The 22,079-nt window shown below is 63.3% G+C and carries 18 protein-coding genes; 12 read left to right on the top strand and 6 right to left on the bottom strand.

The window, feature by feature from the left end; translation table 11 throughout:
- Positions 1-128 precede the first annotated feature (128 nt).
- Entirely contained in the window at positions 129-1,847 is a 1,719-nt protein-coding gene (locus BM267_RS06595; protein WP_074779197.1) for an L-lactate permease, read from the top strand.
- A 49-nt stretch (positions 1,848-1,896) separates the two neighbouring features.
- Here BM267_RS06595 and glcC read toward each other — a convergent pair whose 3' ends face one another.
- Positions 1,897-2,667, bottom strand: a complete 771-nt coding sequence (glcC, locus tag BM267_RS06600) for a transcriptional regulator GlcC (protein ID WP_036992005.1) — start codon at positions 2,665-2,667, stop codon at positions 1,897-1,899.
- Positions 2,668-2,903: 236 nt separating this feature from the next.
- Here glcC and glcD point away from each other — a divergent pair, with 236 nt between their 5' ends.
- From glcD to trmL, 9 genes are all read left to right on the top strand, one after another.
- On the top strand, positions 2,904-4,403 hold the full coding sequence (gene glcD / locus BM267_RS06605; protein WP_036992007.1) for a glycolate oxidase subunit GlcD: 1,500 nt from the start codon (positions 2,904-2,906) through the stop codon (positions 4,401-4,403).
- Positions 4,403-5,497: a glycolate oxidase subunit GlcE gene (glcE, locus tag BM267_RS06610; RefSeq protein WP_074779195.1), complete on the top strand. Its 1,095-nt coding sequence runs from the start codon at positions 4,403-4,405 to the stop codon at positions 5,495-5,497. The genes glcD and glcE overlap by 1 nt, the downstream gene beginning before the upstream one ends.
- Positions 5,498-5,515: 18 nt before the next feature.
- Entirely contained in the window at positions 5,516-6,733 is a 1,218-nt protein-coding gene (gene glcF, locus BM267_RS06615; RefSeq protein WP_074779193.1) for a glycolate oxidase subunit GlcF, read from the top strand.
- Positions 6,734-6,752: 19 nt separating this feature from the next.
- Positions 6,753-7,154: a GlcG/HbpS family heme-binding protein gene (locus tag BM267_RS06620; protein WP_036991353.1), complete on the top strand. Its 402-nt coding sequence runs from the start codon at positions 6,753-6,755 to the stop codon at positions 7,152-7,154.
- An 18-nt stretch (positions 7,155-7,172) separates the two neighbouring features.
- A complete protein-coding gene (locus tag BM267_RS06625) occupies positions 7,173-9,347 on the top strand; it encodes a malate synthase G (protein ID WP_074779190.1) in 2,175 nt (724 codons plus the stop codon).
- Positions 9,348-9,528: 181 nt separating this feature from the next.
- Complete coding sequence (locus BM267_RS06630) at positions 9,529-10,152, top strand: DUF4124 domain-containing protein (RefSeq protein ID WP_074779188.1); 624 nt, start codon at positions 9,529-9,531, stop codon at positions 10,150-10,152.
- Positions 10,153-10,392: 240 nt separating this feature from the next.
- A complete protein-coding gene (glnL, locus tag BM267_RS06635) occupies positions 10,393-11,478 on the top strand; it encodes a nitrogen regulation protein NR(II) (protein WP_074779186.1) in 1,086 nt (361 codons plus the stop codon).
- Complete coding sequence (ntrC, locus tag BM267_RS06640; protein ID WP_074779184.1) at positions 11,475-12,905, top strand: nitrogen regulation protein NR(I); 1,431 nt, start codon at positions 11,475-11,477, stop codon at positions 12,903-12,905. The genes glnL and ntrC overlap by 4 nt, the downstream gene beginning before the upstream one ends.
- Before the next feature lie 229 nt (positions 12,906-13,134).
- Positions 13,135-13,599 (top strand): tRNA (uridine(34)/cytosine(34)/5-carboxymethylaminomethyluridine(34)-2'-O)-methyltransferase TrmL, encoded by a 465-nt coding sequence (gene trmL / locus BM267_RS06645; RefSeq protein ID WP_036991364.1) that lies wholly within the window; start codon positions 13,135-13,137, stop codon positions 13,597-13,599.
- A 97-nt stretch (positions 13,600-13,696) separates the two neighbouring features.
- Here the strand turns inward: trmL and BM267_RS06650 are convergent, their stop codons facing one another.
- From BM267_RS06650 to BM267_RS06665, 4 genes are all read right to left on the bottom strand, one after another.
- On the bottom strand, positions 13,697-14,674 hold the full coding sequence (locus BM267_RS06650) for an NADPH:quinone oxidoreductase family protein (protein WP_036991367.1): 978 nt from the start codon (positions 14,672-14,674) through the stop codon (positions 13,697-13,699).
- A gap of 134 nt (positions 14,675-14,808) precedes the next feature.
- Positions 14,809-16,380, bottom strand: a complete 1,572-nt coding sequence (gene gshA / locus BM267_RS06655) for a glutamate--cysteine ligase (protein ID WP_036991369.1) — start codon at positions 16,378-16,380, stop codon at positions 14,809-14,811.
- Between the two features lie 54 nt (positions 16,381-16,434).
- A complete protein-coding gene (locus BM267_RS06660; RefSeq protein ID WP_051611162.1) occupies positions 16,435-16,836 on the bottom strand; it encodes a PaaI family thioesterase in 402 nt (133 codons plus the stop codon).
- A 2-nt stretch (positions 16,837-16,838) separates the two neighbouring features.
- Positions 16,839-19,169, bottom strand: a complete 2,331-nt coding sequence (locus BM267_RS06665) for a Tex family protein (RefSeq protein ID WP_074779182.1) — start codon at positions 19,167-19,169, stop codon at positions 16,839-16,841.
- 192 nt (positions 19,170-19,361) lie between these two features.
- Here BM267_RS06665 and ompR point away from each other — a divergent pair, with 192 nt between their 5' ends.
- Both ompR and BM267_RS06675 read left to right on the top strand, forming a co-directional pair.
- Positions 19,362-20,084, top strand: coding sequence for an osmolarity response regulator transcription factor OmpR (ompR, locus tag BM267_RS06670; RefSeq protein WP_036991374.1), 723 nt, complete (start codon positions 19,362-19,364; stop codon positions 20,082-20,084).
- Positions 20,081-21,391, top strand: coding sequence for an ATP-binding protein (locus tag BM267_RS06675; protein WP_235818254.1), 1,311 nt, complete (start codon positions 20,081-20,083; stop codon positions 21,389-21,391). Before ompR ends, BM267_RS06675 begins: the two co-directional genes overlap by 4 nt.
- A 205-nt stretch (positions 21,392-21,596) precedes the next feature.
- On the opposite strand, the gene BM267_RS06680 is transcribed toward BM267_RS06675, so the two are convergent.
- The gene (locus tag BM267_RS06680; RefSeq protein ID WP_036991377.1) at positions 21,597-22,067 is read right to left on the bottom strand and encodes a chemotaxis protein CheW; all 471 of its coding nucleotides are present in this window, start codon (positions 22,065-22,067) and stop codon (positions 21,597-21,599) included.
- Positions 22,068-22,079 lie beyond the last annotated feature (12 nt).

The following is a 22,079-nucleotide window of genomic DNA, read 5'->3' on the forward strand; positions in this document are numbered from 1 at the left end:
ATAAATTACTGGTCTGACCATTGAGATAACATCTGGACCTGTCCGATCGGTGATAGCAATATCCCATCCGACCGAGCTATGCTGCAGTTGCTGCGCATTCCTCATAAAAAAAACAAAGGAAATTCCAGATGAGCCAAACTCTTTTGTCTCTGCTTGCATTCTTTCCTCTGGTTCTCGCGGGGGTCCTGCTGGTCGGGTTCCGTTGGCCGGCGAAATATGCAATGCCTGTCGTCTTCATCGTTACCGTCGCCATTGCCCTGCTCGCCTGGGATATGACGTGGGTACGGGTCGTCGCTTCCAGTCTTCAGGGATTGGTTCTGACGGCTTCCATCCTCTGGATCATCTTCGGTGCGATTCTACTGCTCAACACACTGAAGCATTCGGGCGGCATCCTCGCCATCCGCAAGGGCTTCTCGGGCATCAGCCCGGACCGTCGCGTGCAGGCGATCATCGTCACCTGGCTGTTCGGCTGCTTCATTGAAGGCGCCTCCGGCTTTGGTACTCCGGCTGCGGTCGCCGCACCACTGATGGTGGCGCTGGGCTTCCCGGCCGTTGCTGCGGTGGTAGTCGGTATGATCGTGCAATCCTCGCCGGTGTCCTTCGGTGCGGTGGGCACGCCGATGATTGTTGGTGTCGGCGCGGGCCTGGATCAAGCCGGTATCGGTGCCAGCCTGGCTACTGTCGGCTCTGACTGGCCGACCTTCTTCCAGTTGATCGTTTCCAAGGTCGCCATCACGCATGCCCTGCTCGGCCTGCTGATGCCGCTGATCATGGTCATGATCCTGACCCGCTTCTTCGGCGCAAACCGCTCCTGGAAAGAAGGTCTGGCGGTTGCTCCCTTCGCCCTCTTTGCCGCGGTGTCTTTCTCCGTTCCCTACGCGCTGGCCGGGGTGTTTCTCGGACCGGAGTTCCCCTCCATCATCGGCGGCCTCGTCGGTCTGGCGATTGTGGTGCCCGCTGCCAAGGCCGGCTTCCTGATGCCCAAGGAAACCTGGGACTTCGCCGATCCGAAGGACTGGCCCGCTGACTGGATGGGCAGTGTCGAAATGAAGCTGGATGATGTGGCCGGCAAGCGACCGATCGCCATCTGGATGGCCTGGCTGCCCTATGTGCTGCTGGCGGCGACGCTGGTGCTGTCGCGCACCAACGACACCCTCAAGGGCCTGCTCAACAGCCTGAGCTTCAAGTTCACCGATATCATGGGTGAAGCGGGTCTGTCCGCCAGCCTGGAGCCGCTGTATCTGCCTGGTGGCATCCTGGTGTTCGTGGTGCTGGTCACCGCCCTGGTGCATCGGATGTCGTTCACCGAGTTCAAGCGCTCGCTGGGCGAGTCTACCAACACCATCATTGGCGCCGGCTTCGTGTTGATCTTCACCATTCCCATGGTGCGTATCCTGATCAACTCGGGAGTCAACCTGTCCGACCTGCCCTCCATGCCGGTGGCCATGGCCAATGCCGTCGCCAACGCGGTGGGTGATGTCTACCCGCTGTTCGCCCCGACGGTAGGTGCGCTGGGTGCGTTCATCGCCGGTTCCAACACCGCCTCCAACCTGATGCTCTCGCAGTTCCAGTTCAATACCGCTGAGCTGCTGGGCATCTCCGGCGCCATGATCGTTGCGGGGCAATCGGTGGGTGCGGCTGCGGGTAACATGATTGCCATCCACAACGTGGTAGCGGCATCGGCCACCGTCGGCCTGCTCGGACGTGAGGGCGTTACCCTGCGCAAGACCTTGCTGCCAACTATCTATTACGTCACCTTTGCCGGCCTGCTGATGATGCTGGCGATCTACGTGCTAGGTATCAGCGATCCGCTGAACGCAGCGGGAATCACCACCACAGGTAGCTGATTCCCCAGTGCGGATAAAAGGGCGGCGCACTGATGTGCACCGCCCTTTTTTATTGCCAGCCCTCCAGGCGCAAGGTTGCCCGCTCCAGTCGCTGGCCTTCGTTTTCGATATCCCGCAGGTTGTCTCGAATACTGTGAATATGATCCATCGCCGCGCGCTTGGCCTGGGTCGGCAAGCGCTCCATCACCGCGTGGTAGAGCCGGGCATGCTGGCGATCCAACTGCCGCTTGTGCGTCGGCCGGTGGTAGAGGTTCTGCACCGAGGCGAACACCGAGCCCAGCAACAACTTGGTCAGCGACTGCAGGGTATGCACCAGCACCGGGTTATGCGAGGCGTCGCAGATCGCCAGGTGAAAGGCGTGGTCCAGGTGCGCCAGGGTTTCCGGGTCCCGCGCCGGGCCGCCGGTATGGGCGGCGACCATTTCATCATAGCGCCGCTGGATCAATACAAAATCGGCATCGGTGCCGCGCAGCGCCGCCAGCCGCGCCGACTCGCCTTCGAGCAGGGCGCGCACCTCAAGCAGATCGAACAGCGTCCGTGGGTGATTGTTGAACAGGTGCATCATCGGCGTCTCATCCCGATTGCCCATCAGGCTGGCAACGTAAGAGCCGCGTCCCTGGGAGGTCTTGATCAGCCCCCTGCCGCGCAGTACCTTCAGCCCTTCACGCAGGGCGCTGCGGGAAATGCCCAGCTTCTCGCACTGCTGCCGCTCGGATGGCAGCATCTGGCCCATTTTCAGCACACCGTCCGCGATCAGCTTCTCGATACGGTCAGCAACCACATCGCCCACCTGGCGACGCTCCGAAGCATTTTCAACCATGACCTCACCCTTCTTGGCAAAACTGGTCATACCAGAGTAAGGATGGCGCGTTTACAAATCCACTATATTTTTGTGATTGCCTGTATCTCACGCGCCATGGCAAACAAAATCAGCAATATGAACGCAACAAACTGGTCCGACCAGCTGGTTTTAGGCTGGACGTCGGCCGCCCAAAGCAGCAGTATTCGAAGCCAGAAGTGGGTCCCAAGACCATCGATAACAAACAGGTGATATCCGTGAACCTTCTCTATGATGAAAAGCTCGACGGTCCTCTGCCTCCCGTAGACAAGGCGGGATTGATCAACGAGCTGCGCCAGACACTGCCTGATCTGGAACTGCTGCACGAACGTGAAGACCTGCAGCCCTACGAATGCGATGGGCTGTCGGCCTACCGCGTCATGCCCCTGCTGGTGGTGATGCCCGAGACCGTTGAGCAGATCGAGACCTTCATGAAGATCTGTCATCAGCGCCAGGTCCCGGTCGTGGCCCGTGGTGCCGGTACCGGCCTGTCAGGTGGCGCCCTGCCGCTGGAAGGCGGTGTGCTGCTGGTGCTCGCGCGCCTGAAGAACATTCTCGAGGTCAATCCCGAGGGCCGTTTCGCGCGGGTTCAGCCCGGCGTGCGCAATCTGGCGATCTCCGAAGCCGCCGCGCCCTATCAGCTGTACTACGCCCCCGATCCGTCGTCGCAGATTGCTTGTTCGATCGGCGGCAATGTGGCCGAGAATGCCGGCGGTGTACATTGCCTGAAATACGGGCTGACCGTACACAACCTGCTGAAAGTGGAGATTGTCACTGTTGAGGGCGAGCGCATGACGCTCGGTTCCGACGCACTGGACAGCCCCGGCTTTGACCTGATGGCACTGTTTACCGGCTCCGAAGGCATGCTCGGCATCGTCGTCGAGGTCACCGTCAAGCTGCTGCCGCGGCCCCAGGTCGCCAAGGTATTGATGGCCAGCTTCGATGACGTGGGCAAGGCCGGCAAGGCTGTGGGTGACATCATTTCCGCCGGCATCATCCCCGGCGGGCTGGAGATGATGGACAACCTGGCCATCCGCGCGGCCGAGGATTTCATCCACGCCGGCTATCCGGTGGAGGCTGAAGCCATTCTGCTGTGCGAGCTTGATGGCGTCGAAGCCGATGTTGCCGATGAATGCGAGCGGGTGCGCCAGGTGCTGGAGAACAGCGGCGCGACCGCTATCAGCCAGGCCAAGGATGACGCCGAACGCGCGCTGTTCTGGGCCGGGCGCAAGAATGCCTTCCCGGCGGTGGGTCGCATTTCGCCGGACTACTACTGCATGGACGGTACCATTCCGCGCCGCGAACTGCCCAAGGTGCTGCAGGGCATTGCCGACCTGTCCGCCGAGTACGGCCTGCGCGTGGCCAACGTGTTCCATGCCGGTGACGGCAACATGCACCCGCTGATCCTGTTCGATGCCAACCAGGAAGGCGAGCTGGAGCGCGCCGAAGCGGTCGGCGGCAAGATCCTCGAACTCTGCGTCGCCGTGGGAGGCTCGATCACCGGGGAGCATGGCGTCGGCCGGGAGAAGATCAACCAGATGTGCTCGCAGTTCAACGATGACGAGCTACTGACCTTCCATGCGGTGAAGGCCGCGTTCGATCCCGATGGCCTGCTCAACCCGGGCAAGAACATCCCAACACTGAACCGCTGCGCCGAATTCGGTGCCATGCATATCCATAATGGCGAGTTGCCCTTCCCTGAACTGGAGCGTTTCTGATGTCGGCCCAACACGAACATGCCCATCGCCCTGGCGAACGCGCCGCGTCGGCCAGTGAACAGCAGCTGCAGCAGCAGGTGCTCGATGCTCTGCACAGCAACACCCCGCTGGCGATCCAGGGCGCCAACAGCAAAGCCTTTCTCGGCCGCCCGGTCGATGGCCAGGTGCTGGATACCCGGGGCCACAGCGGCATCGTCAACTACGATCCCACCGAATTGGTGGTGACCGTACGCAGTGGCACTCCGCTGGTCGAGCTGCTTGCCGCGCTGGATGATCAAGGCCAGACATTGACCTGCGAGCCGCCGACCTTCAACGGCCAGGCGACGGTGGGTGGCATGATCGCTGCCGGCCTGTCCGGCCCGCGCCGCCCCTGGTCTGGCGCAGTACGCGACCTGGTGCTCGGCACCCGCGTCATCACCGGTCATGGCAAGCTGCTGCGTTTTGGTGGTGAAGTCATGAAGAACGTGGCGGGTTATGACCTGTCCCGCCTGATGGCCGCCAGTTTCGGTCAGCTCGGGGTCATTACCGAGGTGTCCATGAAGGTGCTACCCAAGCCGGTCAGCAGCCATCACCTGCGTCTGGAGCTGCCCGTCGAGAGGGCGCTGCTGAAGCTCGCCGAATGGGGCCAGCAGCCGATTCCGATCACTGCTGCCAGCTACCTGGACGGTCATCTGCATCTGCGCCTGGAAGGCGGCGTGGGTTCGGTGCGCTCAGCCGCCGACCGTATCGGTGGCGAGGAACTGGATGCCGGTTTCTGGACCCAGCTCAATGAACAGCAACTGGACTTCTTCCAGGACCCACGGCCGCTGTGGCGCCTGTCGCTGCCACCGCTGACGGCGGAACTGGAGCTGCCCGGCGCCAGCCTGCTCGACTGGGCCGGTGCCCAGCGCTGGTTGAAGTCCGACGCCGCTGCCGAGGAACTCCAGGCACTGGCCAGCCGTCACGGCGGTCATGCCACCTGTTACCGCGCCGGCGTCACAGATAGCCCGTTCCAGCCCCTGACACCGCTGCTGCAACGCTATCACCGCCAACTGAAGAAGCAGCTCGATCCTCAGGGCCTGTTCAACCCCGGCCGGATGTATCCCGGGCTCTGAGACTGAAGAGGTAACATCATGCAAACCAATCTCACTGAAAAGGCGCGCAAGCTGCCGCGCGCCGAAGAGGCAGAAAGCATTCTGCGCTCCTGCGTGCATTGCGGCTTCTGCAATGCGACCTGCCCGACCTATCAGTTGCTCGGCGACGAGCGCGACGGTCCCCGCGGGCGTATCTACCTGATCAAGGCATTTCTCGAAGGCGAAGCCACTACCCGGGAAACCCAGCTGCACCTGGACCAGTGCCTGAGCTGCCGCAACTGCGAAACCACCTGCCCGTCGGGGGTGAAGTATCACAACCTGCTGGATATCGGCCGCGAAGCCATGGCCAGCGAGATCGAACGTCCGCTGCAACAGCGCATGCTGCGCTCGGCGCTGCGCCATGTGGTGCCCAACCCGGTGATCTTCAACCCGCTGCTCAAGGCCGGCCAGGCAGTCCGCACCTTCATGCCAGCGGCGGTCAAGGACAAGATTCCGGCCAAACTGGCTCCAGGCAAGCCGCGCCCGGCCCCGCGCCATGCCCGTCACGTGCTGATCCTCGAAGGCTGCGCCCAGCAGGGCCTGTCGCCCAACACCAACGCCGCCACGGCACGCGTGCTGGACCGGCTGGGTATTTCCATCAAGCCGATCAGCGAGGCCGGCTGCTGTGGCGCGGTGGACTACCATCTGGATGCCCAGCAAGCCGGGCTCGACCGCGCGCGGCGGAACATCGACGCGTGGTGGCCAGCCGTCGAGAATGGCGCCGAGGCGATCATCCAGACCGCCAGCGGCTGTGGTGCCTTCGTCAAGGAATACGCCCACCTGCTGCGCGATGATCCGGCCTATGCCGAAAAGGCGCGCAAGATCAGCGCCCTGGCGCTGGATCTGGTCGAAGTGCTGGAGAAGGAAGATCTGCAACCGCTGCAGGTCAAGGCCACGCAGACCCTGGCCTTCCACTGCCCCTGTACTTTGCAGCATGCCCAGAAATTGGGCGGGCGCGTGGAACCGATCCTGCGCAAGCTGGGTTTCAGCCTGACGCCGGTAGCCGATGCGCATCTGTGCTGCGGCTCGGCCGGCAGCTACTCTATTACCCAGCCGGTACTGGCCAAGCAGCTGCGCGACAATAAACTGAACGCGCTGGAAGCCGGCAAACCCGATACTATCGTCACTGCCAATATCGGCTGCCAGACCCATCTGGGCTCGGCCAACCGAACCCCCGTGCGCCATTGGATCGAAGTCGTCGAAGACGCAATCAACTGACCTCCCAGGAGATAACAAGATGCTGAGCAAACCCGTACTGACCCTCGAAGAAGCCAACCGTATGATCGACGCGGCCTTCGCTGAAGCGGACCAGAATGAATGGAAGGTCACCGTCGCCGTGGTCGATGACGGCGGCCATATCCTGGCCATGCGCCGGATGGATGGCTGCGCGCCAATCGCTTCCTACATCGCACCGCAGAAAGCCCGCAGCGCTGCTCTGGGTCGCCGCGACACCAGTGAATTCGAAGCCATGATCAATGGCGGCCGTACTGCCTTCCTGTCCGCTCCGGAAGTGTCCGGCCTGCTCGAAGGTGGCGTGCCGCTGAAGGTCGAAGGTCAGGTTGTTGCCGCCATCGGCGTTTCCGGTGTCAAACCGGATCAGGATGCCCAGGTCGCCAAGGCCGGCATCGCCGCACTGTAATCCGAGGAGGATCCTGACATGACTCAACGCAAGGACATCCAGGGCCTGCAGATCGACACGGCCCTGCATCAGTTTATCGAGCAACAGGCATTGCCTGGCACCGGCGTCGACGCTGCCGCGTTCTGGGCCGGTTTCAGCGAGCTGGTCCACGACCTGGCGCCGAAGAATCGCGCCCTGCTGGCCGAACGTGACCGCCTGCAGACCGAGCTGGACCAATGGCACAGCGCCAACCCCGGCCCGATCCGGGACATGGCGGCGTACCGCGAATTCCTGACCTCCATCGGCTATCTCAAGCCGGTACCGGCGGACTTCCGCATCACCACCGCCAACACCGATATCGAGATCACCCAGCAGGCCGGTCCGCAGCTGGTAGTACCGGTTATGAATGGCCGTTACGCGCTGAACGCCGCCAACGCCCGCTGGGGCAGCCTGTACGACGCCCTGTACGGCACCGATGCGATCGCCGAAGACGATGGCGCCGAGCGCGGTCCGGGCTACAACCCGGTGCGCGGCGACAAGGTCATCGCCTTTGCCCGTGACTTCCTCAACCAGAGCATCCCGCTGCAACAAGGCGACCATACCCAGGCCGAAGCCTACCGCGTGCAGGACGGCCAGCTGCAGGTCACCTTGCTGTCAGGCCAGACCACCGGCCTGCAGAACCCGGCGCTGTTCGCCGGCTACCAGGGCAACCCGGCCAACCCGGATGCGCTGCTGTTCGTCCACAACGGTCTGCACTTCGAGATCCAGATCGACCGCGAGCACGCCATCGGCAAGACCGACGCTGCTGGCGTGAAAGACGTACTGATGGAAGCCGCAGTATCCACCATCATGGATTGCGAAGACTCCATCGCCGCCGTTGATGCTGAAGACAAGGTCCTGGCCTACGGTAACTGGCTGGGTCTGCTGCGTGGCGACCTCGAAGAGCAGATGGAAAAGGGCGGCCGCGCCATGGTCCGCCGGCTGAACCCCGACCGCCAGTACACCACCGCCGACGGTGGCGAGCTGACCCTGCATGGCCGTTCGCTGCTGTTCATCCGCAACGTCGGTCACCTGATGACCAACCCGGCGATCCTGCTGAAAGACGGCAGCGAAATCCCCGAGGGCATCATGGACGCCGTCTGCACCAGCCTGATCGCCATCCACGATCTGCAGCGCAAGGGCAACTCGCGCACCGGCAGCATCTATATCGTCAAACCCAAGATGCACGGCCCGGATGAAGTGGCGTTCGCCAATGAACTGTTCGGTCGCGTCGAGCAACTGCTCGGCCTGCCGCAGAACACCATCAAGATGGGCATCATGGACGAGGAGCGCCGCACCTCGGTCAACCTCAAGGCGTGCATCGCCGCAGCCAGCGCCCGGGTAGCCTTCATCAACACCGGCTTCCTCGACCGCACCGGCGACGAGATGCACACCGTAATGCAGGGCGGCCCGGTATTGCGCAAGGGTGACATGAAGCCTACCGCGTGGATCCAGGCTTACGAGCGCAACAACGTGCTGGTCGGCCTGACCTGCGGCCTGCGCGGCAAGGCGCAGATCGGCAAGGGCATGTGGGCCATGCCGGACCTGATGGCAGCCATGCTGGAGCAGAAAGTCGGCCATCCCAAGGCCGGTGCCAATACCGCCTGGGTACCCTCGCCGACCGCCGCCGTGCTGCACGCACTGCACTATCATCAGGTCGATGTGCAGGCTGTACAGCAGGAGCTGGAGAAAATCTCCCTGCAGAATGAGCAGGAAGCCCTGCTCAACGGTCTGCTGACCGCGCCGCTGGCGGAACAGGCCAACTGGAGCGATGAAGAGAAGCAGCAGGAGCTGGACAATAATGCCCAGGGTATCCTCGGCTACGTGGTGCGCTGGGTGAACCAGGGCGTCGGTTGCTCCAAGGTGCCGGATATCAACAATATCGGCCTCATGGAAGACCGTGCCACCCTGCGCATCTCCAGCCAGCACATGGCTAACTGGCTGCATCACGGCGTGGTCAGCAAGGAGCAGGTGATCGAGACCTTCGAGCGCATGGCCAAGGTAGTGGACCAGCAGAACGCCGGTGACCCGGAGTACAGCCCCATGGCCACTGACTTCACCAACTCGCCGGCCTACCAGGCGGCCCTGGACCTGGTGTTCAAGGGTCTGGAGCAGCCCAGCGGCTATACCGAGCCGTTGCTGCACCACTGGCGGCAGGTCGCCAAGGCGCGCTGATCGGCGCCTGACCTGCGCACCTGGCAACGCCCCCGATTCCGGGGGCGTTTTCTTTTGTCGTCCACCCTACCGACCACCGGTTATCCGCAATACCCGAACGGCGTCTCACTGCTGCCTTCGCCACTTGCCAGCGCGCCGATTGAGTGCAAGTCTTAGGCAGTCATCAATGGAGTGAAACAGTATGTTCCGGTTACCCCTGGCCGCCACCCTGTGTGCCCTGCTGCTCGCCGGCCCGGCGGGCGCGCAGATCTATTCCTGGACCGATGCGGACGGAAACCGCATCTTCTCCGATCAGCCCCGTCCTGGTGCCAGCACCGTTGAACTGGGGCCGACCAATGTCATCGCGCCGGCGCCGGCCGCTGCGCAACCCAGGTCCAGCGACCCGCCGACCGACAGCGGCAACGCGAGCTTCTATCGGGAGCTGAACATCACCAGCCCCGCCCATGACAGCAATATCCGCAGCAACGAAGGTGATCTCACCCTGGTAGTGCAGACCGACCCGCCGCTCAGTGGCAGCCATCTGCTGCGGGTATCCCTGGACGGGGTGCTGAGCGACAGCGCCGTGCCGGGCAACGGTGCGGCGATGCATCAGTTGACGGTGCGTAATGTCGACCGGGGCAGCCACCAGGTTGCCGTGGTCGTGGTCAATGCCCGGGGTGAAGAGCTGCAGCGCAGCGCGCCGATCACCGTGCACCTGCAACGCACCTCGCTCAACCAACCGGGTCGCGGCGGCGCCAATCAGGCACCCCGGGCGCCCGCTGCACCCAGAGCGCCCAATGTGCCCAAGCCGGGTACCGGCGGTTAAGCTACCTTTGCGCACCATTATGGTGCGCATGCCCCTTTTTCGTGCCATAGTGATTCGCCGACCGGACACTGCCCTGGCACGCTTCCAGTTGCTCTTTCTCTGCCGTGCCCGGCATACAGCGGACCGCTGCCCAAGTATATGCCCAAGCTCTGCGCACGCGCCGGGCAGCACGCGCTGATCTGGTTCGCTTCTTGCAACAGCTGGCGGAACAGCCGCCCACAGCGTCGTGGATAATGCCCCATGCTACCTAATCTCTTTCTGCGCCAGATTCTGGATAACCTGACCACCGCGGTACTGCTGCTGGATGCCGACCTGCAGGTCAACTATATGAACCCCGCAGCGGAAATGCTGCTTGAGGTCAGCGGTCAGCGAGTCACTGGCCAGCGCCTCGACAGTCTGTTCAGCGATTCGGTGGAGTCCCTCCAGCCCCTGCGCAATACGCTGGCCACCGGGAGCCCCTTCACCAAACGCGAAGCCCAGTTGAACCTGAGCAATGGCCAGGCGCTGATTGCCGATTATTCGGTCACGCCGGTCAGCGCAGAGGAGCGCAACTGGGTATTGCTGGAATTGCTGCCCCGTGACCGGCTACTGCGCATCACCCGGGAGGAGGCGCAACTGTCCAAGCAGGAAGTGACCCGGATACTGGTACGCGGGCTGGCCCATGAGATCAAGAATCCGCTGGGTGGCATCCGCGGTGCGGCGCAACTGCTGGCCCGGGAACTGCCGCAGCCGGAGCTGCAGGACTACACCGACGTGATCATCCAGGAGGCCGATCGCCTGCGTAACCTGGTTGATCGCATGCTCGGCCCCTACCGCCCGCCGCAGCTGTCACGCATCAACATCCATGAAATCACCGAGCGGGTCTGCAGCCTGGTGGAAGCCGAAACCCAGGGCGACTTGCAACTGCTGCGTGATTACGATCCGAGCATCCCGGACCTGATGGGTGACCGCGAACAGCTGATCCAGGCGGTGCTGAACATCGTGCGCAACGCCATGCAGGCGCTGCTCGCCGAACCGGCCACCCAGCATGGTCAAATCACCCTGCGCACCCGTACCCTGCGCCAGTTCACCATCGGCCCCCGGCGCCATCGCCTGGTATGCCGGCTGGAGATTTTCGATAACGGCCCCGGCATCGCCCCGGGCATCGTCGACAGCATCTTCTACCCGATGGTCAGCGGGCGCGCCGACGGCACCGGCCTTGGCCTGTCGATCACCCAGAATATCGTCACCCGGCACCACGGCCTGATCGAATGCGAAAGCGTGCCGGGTTGCACCGTTTTTACCCTGTTTCTGCCGCTTGAATTCACTCCGGGAGAGGAAGAATGACTCGAACTGCTGACGTCTGGATCGTCGACGATGACCGCTCCATCCGCTGGGTATTGGAAAAGGCTCTGCAACAGGACGGGATGCAACCGGTGTGCTTCGACAGTGCCGACAGCGCCTTGGCCCGCCTGCAGCGCCAGCAGCGCCCCGATGTGCTGATCAGTGATATCCGCATGCCCGGCACCAGCGGCCTGGAGCTGCTGTCGAGCATCCGCGAGCGTTATCCGAAACTGCCGGTCATCATCATGACCGCCCATTCCGACCTGGACAGCGCCGTGGCGTCCTACCAGGGCGGCGCCTTCGAGTATCTGCCCAAGCCCTTCGATGTGGATGAGGCGGTATCGCTGGTGCGACGCGCCCTGGCTCATAGCCATGAGGATGATCACAGCGCTGGCGACCAGATCAGCCACACGCCGGAAATCATCGGCGAGGCGCCCGCCATGCAGGAGGTGTTCCGCGCCATCGGCCGGTTGTCCCACTCCAATATCACCGTGCTGATCAATGGTGAATCCGGTACCGGCAAGGAGCTGGTGGCCCATGCGCTGCACCGCCACAGTCCGCGGGCACGCAATCCCTTCATTGCTCTGAACATGGCGGCGATCCCCCATGATCTGATGGAATCGGAGCTGTTCGGTCACGAAAAAGGCGCTTTCACCGGCGCCGCCATGCAGCGCCGCGGACGCTTCGAGCAGGCCGATGGCGGCACCCTGTTTCTCGACGAGATCGGCGACATGCCCGCCGAAACCCAGACCCGCCTGCTGCGGGTGCTGGCCGACGGCGAGTTCTACCGGGTCGGTGGGCATACGCCGATCAAGGTGGATGTGCGGATCATCGCCGCTACCCATCAGGATCTGGAAAGCCTGGTGCAGGCCGGCAAGTTCCGCGAGGATCTGTTCCACCGCCTGAACGTCATCCGCATCCATATCCCGCGCCTGTCCGAACGCCGGGAGGATATCCCGACACTGGCCCAGCATTTCCTCTCCCGCGCGGCCCAGGAGCTGGCCGTGGAGCCCAAGATTCTCAAGCCGCAGACCCGCGACTATCTGCGCGGCCTGCCCTGGCCGGGCAACGTACGCCAGCTGGAGAACACCTGCCGCTGGATCACCGTCATGGCGTCCAGCCGGGAAGTGCTGGTTGAAGACCTGCCGCCGGAGTTGCTCGTTCAGCACCAGGACAGTGCAGGCGACGGTCACTGGGAGCACAGTCTGCGCATCTGGGCCGACCGTGAGCTGGCCCGCGGCGTCACCCAGTTGCTGGATCAGGCAGTGCCTGCGTTTGAACGCATCATGATCGAGACCGCCTTGAAGCACACCGCCGGCCGCCGCCGGGACGCCGCACAGCTGCTGGGCTGGGGCCGCAATACCCTGACCCGCAAGATCAAGGACCTGGGCCTGGAATTGGGTGCAGATGAGGAGGACGACACCGAATGATCATGGATCTGCAATGAAACTGGCACACTAGCTGCTTAGTCTGTCAGTGGGTGTATTGGGGTGGCTCCGGTTCAGGCAGGCTGGGGTCACCTTTTTTTGGCTACGGCAAATACTGGAGGGCCGACGGCCAAGGTCGCTCCTGCTGAAAGCGTATCCCCGCTGCCTCAATCTCTGTCTGGCTCCAACCAATTCCGGTTACACTGGCGCGTTTTTCACTGGAATGCGCCGCATGTTTCATATCGCCCTGCTCGAACCCGAGATCCCGCCCAATACCGGCAATATCATCCGGCTGTGCGCCAATACCGGCTGCCAGCTGCATCTGATTGAACCCCTGGGGTTTGAACTGGATGACAAGCGCCTGCGCCGGGCGGGACTGGATTATCACGAGTACGCACCGGTGCAGACCCATGCGGATCTGGCCAGCTGTCTGGCGAAGGTACAACCCAACCGGGTGTTCGCCCTGAGCACCAAGGGCCGGCAGTGCTACAGCGAGGTCAGCTATCAGCCAGGGGATCTATTTCTGTTCGGCCCGGAAAGCCGTGGCCTGCCTGCGGATATCCGTGACGCGCTGCCACCCGAGCAGGTGCTGCGCATCCCCATGCATCCGGATAACCGGAGCCTGAATCTGTCCAATAGTGCTGCGGTGCTGGTCTACGAGGCCTGGCGGCAACAGGGTTTTGCCGGGGCCAATTGAAGGCAGGGCGGTGGCAAGAGGCAGGAGCGGCCTTGTCCGCGAAGCTTTCTACAGCTCCTCGCGGACAAACCCGTCCCTAACCCGAAGCCGCAGAGGCTTAACGCGTCTTGATGACGATCTTGCCCACGGCCTGACGCGTGGTCAGGGTGGTCAACGCTGCTTCGTACTGGTTCATTTCGAAGGTCTGGGATACCAGCGGCTTGAGCTTGCCCTCGCTGTACCAGCGGAACAGCTGCTGGAAGTTCTCGAGGTTGGCCTGGGGCTCGCGCTTGGCAAAGGCACCCCAGAACACACCGACCACCGCAGCGCCCTTGAGCAGAGCCAGGTTGGCCGGCAGCTCGGGAATCCGGCCGCTGGCGAAACCGACCACTAGCAGCCGTCCGCGCCAGTTGATGCAGCGCATGGACTGGTCGAACAGGTCACCACCCACCGGATCGTAGATCACGTCAGCGCCCTGACCACCGGTCAGCGCCTTGACCTGCTCCTTGAGCTCGCCTTCGCTGTAGTTGATCAGCTCATCGGCGCCGGCCTGACGGGCAACTTCCAGTTTCTCGTCACTGGAGGCCGCCGCGATCACCCGGGCGCCCATGGCCTTGCCGATTTCCACCGCCGCCAGGCCAACACCACCGGAGGCGCCGAGCACCAGCAGGGTTTCGCCGGGCTGCAGATTGCCGCGCTGGGCCAGGGCGTGCATGGAGGTGCCGTAGGTCATGCTGAAGCCAGCCGCGGTGACGAAGTCCATATCATCGGGCATCGGCAGCACGTGAGTACCGGCGGCCGCTACTTTCTCCGCAAAACCGCCGTAGCCGGTCAGCCCCATGACCCGGTCGCCCGGCTTCAGATGGGTGACCTGACTGCCCACACTGGCAACCACACCGGCGGCTTCACCACCTGGCGAAAAGGGGAACGGCGGCTTGACCTGGTATTTGCCCTCGATGATCAGGGTGTCAGGGAAGTTGACGCCGGCGGCGTGGACATCGATGACAACCTCATTGTCCTTGGCGACCGGATCGGCGGTCTCTTCCAGCGACAGCGTGCTGGCAGGTCCGTAGGCTTTGCACAGTACGGCTTTCATGGTGGCTCCTTGATTGGGTATTTTCCACAGTCTAGCTGGGCCCACTGCGGTGGGGTCAATCACCATACCGGTGATTGATCACCCTGCATAAGACAACTGCCAGCCGCGGCAACTCCGGCGCCACCCGCCAGTCGTTACTGGCTCAGGTATTGCGCCACGTAGGTATCGAAGTCCACCTGATCGGCTGCCTCAACGGCTGCCTGATCCGCCAGCGACTGGGTAGCCACGGCGGCGAGCTCCTGCGACTGCGCGGCGCTCAGCGGCCGTGCCAGGAAATGCTCGCGGTGCGCCTCGGATTGCCCCAGGGCAAAGCGGAAGAAGCTGTTGCCGTGCTCGGCAATCGCCTCCAGCACCCGCGCCGAGGGGGTCAGTGCCGGATCATGCAGCTTGTCGCGCTGCAGCTGCAGGCTGTCACTGTGCGCGGTGGTCTGCCCGGCCTGATCCAGCAGGCTGGCGCAAGCGGCGATATTGTCCAGCAGGTGCTCGCCCCACTCGATCAGGCTGCACGGCTGGCCCTTGCGGATCAGTTGCAGACCCGGCTCGCGGCCGCGCTTGACTGCCAGCGCGAAGTTGTCGTTGCTCGTCCGGCACTCCTCGTCAGACATCGCCGGACTATCGGCCAGCGCGCAGAACAACAGGAAGCTGTCGAGAAAGTGCGCGGTGCTCGGCTCGATCCCCAGCGGACTGAACGGATCGATATCCATGCAGCGCACTTCGACATACTCCACGCCCCGCGCGGCCAGCGCGTGCACCGGCTTCTCGCCGCTGCGCGCCACGCGCTTGGGCCGGATCGAACTGTAGAACTCGTTCTCGATCTGCAACAGGTTGGTATTGAGCTGCTGCCACTGGCCATCGGCATCATGGGTGCCCAGCGCGGCGTAGGGCGCATAGGGCAGGCTGATCGCCTTCTGCATGCTGGCGATGTAGCTGTCCAGACTGTTGTAGCAGACGCTCAGGTCCGCCTGGGCATCGTTGTTGTAGCCCAGGTCGCTCATGCGCAGGCTGGTGGCGTAGGGCAGATACAGGCTCTTCTCGCCCAGTGGCTCCAGCCGGTGATCCCGCCCCTGCAGGAAGCTTGCACACAGCGCCGGCGATGCGCCGAACAGGTACATCAACAGCCAGGCGTAACGGCGGAAGTTGCGGATCAGCGCTACATAACGCTCGGACTGATAATCCTGCTCGCTGCGCGCGTCATGGTCCTGCTGACGCAGCGCCTCCCACAGTTCGGGCGCCAGCGAGAAGTTGTAGTGGATACCAGCAATGCACTGCATCGGTTTGCCATAACGCACCGCCAGACCGCGCCGGTAGACATGCTTGAGCATGCCCACATTGGAGCTACCGTACCAGGCGATGGGAATGTCCTCGTCACGGGCCGGCAACACGCAGGGCATGGACTCGGTCCACAGCCGCTCCTCGCCCAGCTCGCCATAGGTAAAGCGGTGAATCTCGTCCAGATGCTGGAACAGTCCATCGATATTCCGACTCACCGGGGTGATCAGCTCGATCAGCGCTTCGGAATAATCCGTGGTGATGGTCGGGTGCGTCAGCGCCGATCCCAGCCCGGCAGGATGGGGTTGCTGTGACAGAATCCCGCCGGCATCGATGCGCAGGCTCTCCTTCTCGATGCCATGCATGCAGGCAGCGAGGCTGCTCTGCAGCGCCGGCTGTGCCAGCAGGTCGAGGCGTTGCTTCAACAGTGGTGACAAGCGCGTCACTCCTCAAACGGTGAAAATGATCGGCGTCGGCTATCGGCGACCGGTTCAGATGCGGGCAAAGGTACCCAGGCACTTGGCGGCCAGCGCGCCGTCCTGCCAGACCTCGCCATCGACAACCATGGTCCGCGTGCCGGCATGCACCACCTTGGCCCGACATTCCAGTACCCCACCGGTGACCGCGCGGGTGTAGTTGATCTTGCATTCAATGGTAGCGGTTGCCTCATGGGCGTCCAGCCGGGCGTAGACGGCCGCGCCCATGGCCGAGTCCAGCAGACTGAAGATAACGCCGCCATGGACCCGCGCCGTGGTATTGAAATGCTGCGGGCTGATTTCCAGGCGCATGGTGCAGCCCTCCTGATCCAGGCTGACCAGCTCCAGGCCCAGGGATTCGGTGAAGGGGCTCATGCGGTTGTCCTGGATGTCGCTCAGTTTCGGGTGTTGGCTCATGGTTATCGCTTCTTCAGGTTCTTGGCATTGGCAAACAGGTTGGCAAAGGTACCACCGGCCTGTGGCGGGGAGCCAGCATGGCCCTTGTCTGCCCGCGGCTGGCGCGGACGATTGCGCTCACCAGCCGGAGCACCGGCACGGGCGTTGCTTGTGGCCCCGGGCTGGTCGCCCATGCGCATGGTCAGGCTGATGCGCTGGCGCGGAATGTCCACTTCCAGCACCTTGACCTTGACGATGTCGCCGGCCTTGACCACATCGCGCGGATCCTTGACGAAGCTGTCAGCCAGCATGGATATATGCACCAGACCATCCTGATGCACGCCGATATCGACGAAGGCACCGAAGTTGGCCACGTTGCTGACCACGCCTTCGAGCACCATGCCGGGCTCCAGATCGCTGATCTTCTCCACGCCCTCCTGGAAGGTAGCCGCCTTGAACTCGGGGCGCGGGTCGCGCCCGGGTTTGTCCAGCTCGCTGAGGATATCGGTGATGGTCGGGATGCCGAAGTGCTGGTCGGTATAGCGCGCCGGATCCAGCTTGCGCAGAAATGCCGAGTCGCCGATCAGGCTACGGATGTCGCGGCCGGTCTGCTCGGCGATCCGCTGGACCAGCGGATAGGCCTCCGGATGCACGGCGGAGGCATCCAGCGGGTTGCTGCCACTCATTACCCGCAGAAAACCCGCTGCCTGTTCGAAGGTCTTATCGCCCAGCCGGCTGACCTTCAGGAGTTCGCGGCGGCTGGCAAAGGCACCGTGCTGGTCGCGGTAGTCGACGATGTTGCGGGCGATGGTCGGATTCAGCCCCGATACGCGGGTCAGCAGCGGCACCGATGCGGTATTGAGGTCGACGCCGACGGCGTTCACACAGTCCTCGACTACCGCATCCAGGCTGCGCGCCAGCTTCACCTGGGATACGTCATGCTGATACTGGCCAACGCCGATGGCCTTGGGCTCGATTTTCACCAGCTCTGCCAGCGGGTCCTGCAGCCGGCGGCCGATGGATACCGCACCGCGGTAGGTCACGTCCAGGTCGGGGAATTCCTTCGCTGCCAGTTCCGAGGCGGAATACACCGAGGCGCCGGCTTCGGAGACGGTGATCTTCTGCATCTTCAGTTCGGGACACTGCTTGAGCAGATCACTGGCCAGCTTGTCGCTCTCGCGCGAGGCGGTACCGTTGCCGATGGCGATCAGGTTGACCTGGTGCTTGCGGCACAGCGTCGCCAGCACCGCCAGCGACTGATCCCACTGGTTGCGCGGTGCGTGGGGGAAGATGGTCGCAGTATCGACCAGCTTGCCGGTGGCCTCGATCACGGCCAGTTTGACGCCGGTGCGCAGGCCCGGGTCCATCGCCAGGGTAACCCGGGGCCCGGCTGGCGCCGACAGCAGCAGATCCTTGAGATTGCTGGCGAACACGCGGATGGCTTCATCCTCCGCCGCCTCGCGCAGCTCGCCGAGCAGCTCGGTTTCCAGATGGCCGGACAACTTGACCCGCCAGGTCCAGCGCACCACCTCGTTCAGCCAGCGGTCGGCAGGCCGGCCCTGGTCACTGATCTGCGCCGCCTCAGCGATCATGCCTTCGCAGGGGTGGCTGGCGGTGGCCGGTGCCTCCGGGTCGCCCAACTGCAGGGCGATGTTCAGAATACCCTCGTTGCGCCCGCGCAGAATCGCCAACGCCCGGTGCGACGGCACATTGCGCAGCGGCTCGTCATACTCGAAGTAGTCACGGAACTTGGCGCCCTCCTGCTCCTTGCCGGTCACCAGTCGGGACACCACCCGGCCGTCCTGGCGCAGGGCCTGACGCAGCCGTTCGAGCAAACGGGCATCCTCGCTGAAACGCTCCATGAGAATGTACTTGGCGCCGTCCAATGCAGCCTTGGTATCGGCCACACCCTTGTCGGCGTCAACAAAGTCGGCAGCCAGTTGTTCGGGATTCAGGTTCGGATCGGCATACAGCTGCTCGGCCAGCGGGCCGAGGCCGGCTTCCAGGGCAATCTGGCCCTTGGTGCGGCGCTTGGGCTTGTAGGGCAGGTACAGATCTTCCAGGCCGGTCTTGGTCTCGGCCTGGCGGATGTCGCGCTCCAGCTCGGGGGTCAGTTTGCCCTGCTCGCCGATGCTTGCCAGAATGCTCTGGCGGCGCTCCTCCAGCTCGCGCAGATAGCGCAGCCGTTCCTCGAGGTAGCGCAACTGGGTATCATCCAGGCTGCCGGTCACTTCCTTCCGGTAGCGAGAGATAAAGGGCACGCTGGCGCCCTCGTCGAGCAGGCCGACGGTCGCGGTCACCTGTTCGGGGCGCACCGCCAGTTCGGTAGCGATACGCGAGGCAATACTGTCCATGGCTAGATATCCACATCGATCATTTCAGACGCGGCAGTATAACCGAGTCGCCGCCGCGGGATGCAGCCCGGTCCCCCGACGATGGCCATCGGTTAGTCCATCGCACCGGGGGAAACCTCTTGTAACAATGGCCAGCTCCCGCGACAACTGGCATCAGCGACAATACATTTCTTCGAAAAAGGTGGTGGCCCTATGAGCAATGAAGGCGAAAAAATACTGATCGTGGATGACGACGCGGGCCTGCGTCGCCTGCTGGAGCGTTTTCTCAGCGAGCAAGGCTATCGCGCCCGCGCGGTGGAAAATACCGCGCAGATGGATCGCCTGCTCGACCGCGAGCTGTTTTCGCTGATCGTGCTGGACCTGATGCTGCCTGGTGAAGACGGCCTCAAGGCCTGCGCCCGCCTGCGTGAACGGGGCACCACCACGCCCATCATCATGCTCACCGCCAAGGGCGATGAAACCAGCCGCATCCAGGGCCTGGAGATGGGCGCTGACGATTATCTGCCCAAGCCCTTCAACCCTCGCGAACTGGTAGCCCGGATCAAGGCGGTGCTGCGCCGCCAGGCGCCGCAGATTCCCGGCGCGCCCTCAGCCGATGACAACGAAGTGACCTTCGGCGACTTCGTACTCAGCCTGGCCACCCGCGAACTCAAGCGCGGCGATGAAGTGCATATGCTGACATCCGGTGAGTTCTCCGTACTCAAGGCGTTGGTGCACCATCCACGGGTGCCCCTGACCCGCGACAAGCTCATGCAACTGGCCCGCGGTCGTGAATGGGATGCGCTGGAACGCTCCATCGATGTGCAGATCTCGCGCCTGCGCCGTCTGCTCGAACCCGATCCTTCCAAGCCGCGCTATATCCAGACAGTCTGGGGAGTTGGCTACGTCTTCGTGCCGGATGGCCAACAACAGTGAAGGGCGGCCCCGGCTGGCATCCGCTGCTGCCACGCAGCTTCTTTGCCCGCACTCTGCTGCTGGTACTGCTGGTCACGCTGTTTTCCAAGATCCTCACCCTGCTCTACCTGATGAGCAACGAGGACCTGTTGGTCGATCGCCAGTACAGCCACGGCACCGCCATGCTGGTACAGGCCTACTGGGCCAGTGGCCCCGAGGCCCGGGCCGATATGCAGGCGCTCTCCGGCATGGAGCTGATACACGAAAGCCTGGTGCCCCCGGGGGAAATCCATTGGCCCTATTCCGGCGTGTTCACCAATCAGCTGCGTGATGAGCTGGGTGACCGTACCCAGATTCGCGTACAGACCGTGGACCAGCCGGCGATTTGGGTACATCAGCCGAGCTACGGCGATCAGTGGTTGAAAGTGCCGCTGTACGCTCATCCACTGCGCGGTCACCGGATCTGGCTGGTGGTCAGCTGGTTGAGCCTGATCGGCATGCTCTCCACTGGCGCCGCCTGGATTTTCGTGCGCCAGCTCAACCGGCCGCTGAAGGTGCTGGAACGCGCCGCCCAGCGCATCGGCCAGGGCCACAGCGTGCGACTGCTGGATACCAGCGGCCCGGCGGAGATTGCCGAGGTGTACCGCGCCTTCAACCAGATGGCTCAGGATGTCGAGCAGGCCAACAATGACCGCGCTTTGCTGCTGGCCGGGGTGTCCCATGACTTGCGCACCCCGCTGACCCGCATGCGCCTGTCCACCGAGCTGATGTCCGGTGTCGAACCCGAACTGACCGACGGGATGATCCGCGATATCGAAGACATGGACGCGATTCTCGATCAGTTCATGGCCTATATCCGTGACGGCAGCGCCGAACCCATCGAGCCCTGCGATCTGAACGAGTTGATTCGCGAGGTGGTCGCGCCGGTCAACGTCAACGAGGATCTGGTGCGGCTATGGCTGGATCCGATTCCGGATCTGGCGCTGCGGCGGTTGTCGATCAAGCGGCTGTTGACCAACCTGGTGGAGAACGCGCTGAATCATGGCGGCACCGGGGTGGAGGTCTGCAGCTATCTGGAGCAGAGCGCCATTCAGCCCTGCGTGGTGGTGAGTGTGCTGGACCGCGGCCCGGGCATTGATCAAAGTGAAGGCGAAGACCTGTTCACGCCGTTCATTCGCGGCGACCGGGCGCGCTCCACCAAGGGCACCGGCCTGGGTCTGGCGATCGTCAAGCGTATCGCCGACAGCCATGGCATCAGCGTGCAACTGCTCAATCGCGCCGGCGGCGGTACCGAAGCGCGGCTGATGTTTCCGGTGCAGGTGGCCTGAGCGCAGCGGGCACTGAGGATGCGGGAGTCAAGCCCCACCTGAGCCATCCATGCCTGTCTGCTGCATGTGGAGCAAAGCCTCTGTTGCCAGGGATGGCAACAGGGAGCCTACAGGGACGTATTCACGGCGTCTTTGCGGAACATGCAGCAGACAGGCATGCTGCACGAACCAACAACAGAGCGAAGGCTCCTAGCGGGGCTGCCCGTTATTCCGCCGGCAGCACGCCGGCCTGCGCCAATGCCTGCTCGATAGCCGCCAGGTCGGGAATCAGCAGGGTTTCCGCTTCATCGGCCAGTCGCACCGGCTGGCTGACGAACTCGCTGGCGCTGCCCGCCGCGTCGATTTCCCCACGGATGATCTTCTTCGAGCGCGGGATACCACGTACCCGCATGGCGATAAAACTCGAACCCGCACGCCCACCCACCGCATTCAACACCAGGCTGCGCGGCGCCTGGGGCGGCTCCGCGGCGGGCTGGCCGAGCAGGACTTCGGGGTCAATCAGCGGTACCCGCTGGTCACGCCACAGTATCCAGCCGAGGAACCAGGCCGGCCCGTCATTCGCCGGCTGGCTGAGGCGATAGCCGACCAGTTCCGCCACCGCCACGTTGGGCAGCAACAGCGGTTGCCCGGCCAGGGGAACAATCAGGCCATTCAAGCTTTCCAGTGCATCTGTCATCGCATTATTCCT

Source organism: Halopseudomonas bauzanensis, assembly GCF_900114735.1.
Classification (GTDB): Bacteria; Pseudomonadota; Gammaproteobacteria; order Pseudomonadales; family Pseudomonadaceae; genus Halopseudomonas; species Halopseudomonas bauzanensis.

Excerpts from the sequence above, each read along its gene's own strand:
- BM267_RS06665 (WP_074779182.1), bottom strand. The coding sequence starts at position 19,169 with ATGGACAGTATTGCCTCGCGTATCGCTACCGAACTGGCGGTGCGCCCC.
- glcF (WP_074779193.1), top strand. The coding sequence starts at position 5,516 with ATGCAAACCAATCTCACTGAAAAGGCGCGCAAGCTGCCGCGCGCCGAA.
- BM267_RS06660 (WP_051611162.1), bottom strand. The coding sequence starts at position 16,836 with ATGAGCCAACACCCGAAACTGAGCGACATCCAGGACAACCGCATGAGC.
- BM267_RS06680 (WP_036991377.1), bottom strand. The coding sequence starts at position 22,067 with ATGACAGATGCACTGGAAAGCTTGAATGGCCTGATTGTTCCCCTGGCC.
- glcC (WP_036992005.1), bottom strand. The coding sequence starts at position 2,667 with ATGGTTGAAAATGCTTCGGAGCGTCGCCAGGTGGGCGATGTGGTTGCT.
- glnL (WP_074779186.1), top strand. The coding sequence starts at position 10,393 with ATGCTACCTAATCTCTTTCTGCGCCAGATTCTGGATAACCTGACCACC.
- BM267_RS06625 (WP_074779190.1), top strand. The coding sequence starts at position 7,173 with ATGACTCAACGCAAGGACATCCAGGGCCTGCAGATCGACACGGCCCTG.
- trmL (WP_036991364.1), top strand. The coding sequence starts at position 13,135 with ATGTTTCATATCGCCCTGCTCGAACCCGAGATCCCGCCCAATACCGGC.
- BM267_RS06595 (WP_074779197.1), top strand. The coding sequence starts at position 129 with ATGAGCCAAACTCTTTTGTCTCTGCTTGCATTCTTTCCTCTGGTTCTC.
- BM267_RS06620 (WP_036991353.1), top strand. The coding sequence starts at position 6,753 with ATGCTGAGCAAACCCGTACTGACCCTCGAAGAAGCCAACCGTATGATC.
- BM267_RS06630 (WP_074779188.1), top strand. The coding sequence starts at position 9,529 with ATGTTCCGGTTACCCCTGGCCGCCACCCTGTGTGCCCTGCTGCTCGCC.
- glcE (WP_074779195.1), top strand. The coding sequence starts at position 4,403 with ATGTCGGCCCAACACGAACATGCCCATCGCCCTGGCGAACGCGCCGCG.
- ntrC (WP_074779184.1), top strand. The coding sequence starts at position 11,475 with ATGACTCGAACTGCTGACGTCTGGATCGTCGACGATGACCGCTCCATC.
- BM267_RS06650 (WP_036991367.1), bottom strand. The coding sequence starts at position 14,674 with ATGAAAGCCGTACTGTGCAAAGCCTACGGACCTGCCAGCACGCTGTCG.
- ompR (WP_036991374.1), top strand. The coding sequence starts at position 19,362 with ATGAGCAATGAAGGCGAAAAAATACTGATCGTGGATGACGACGCGGGC.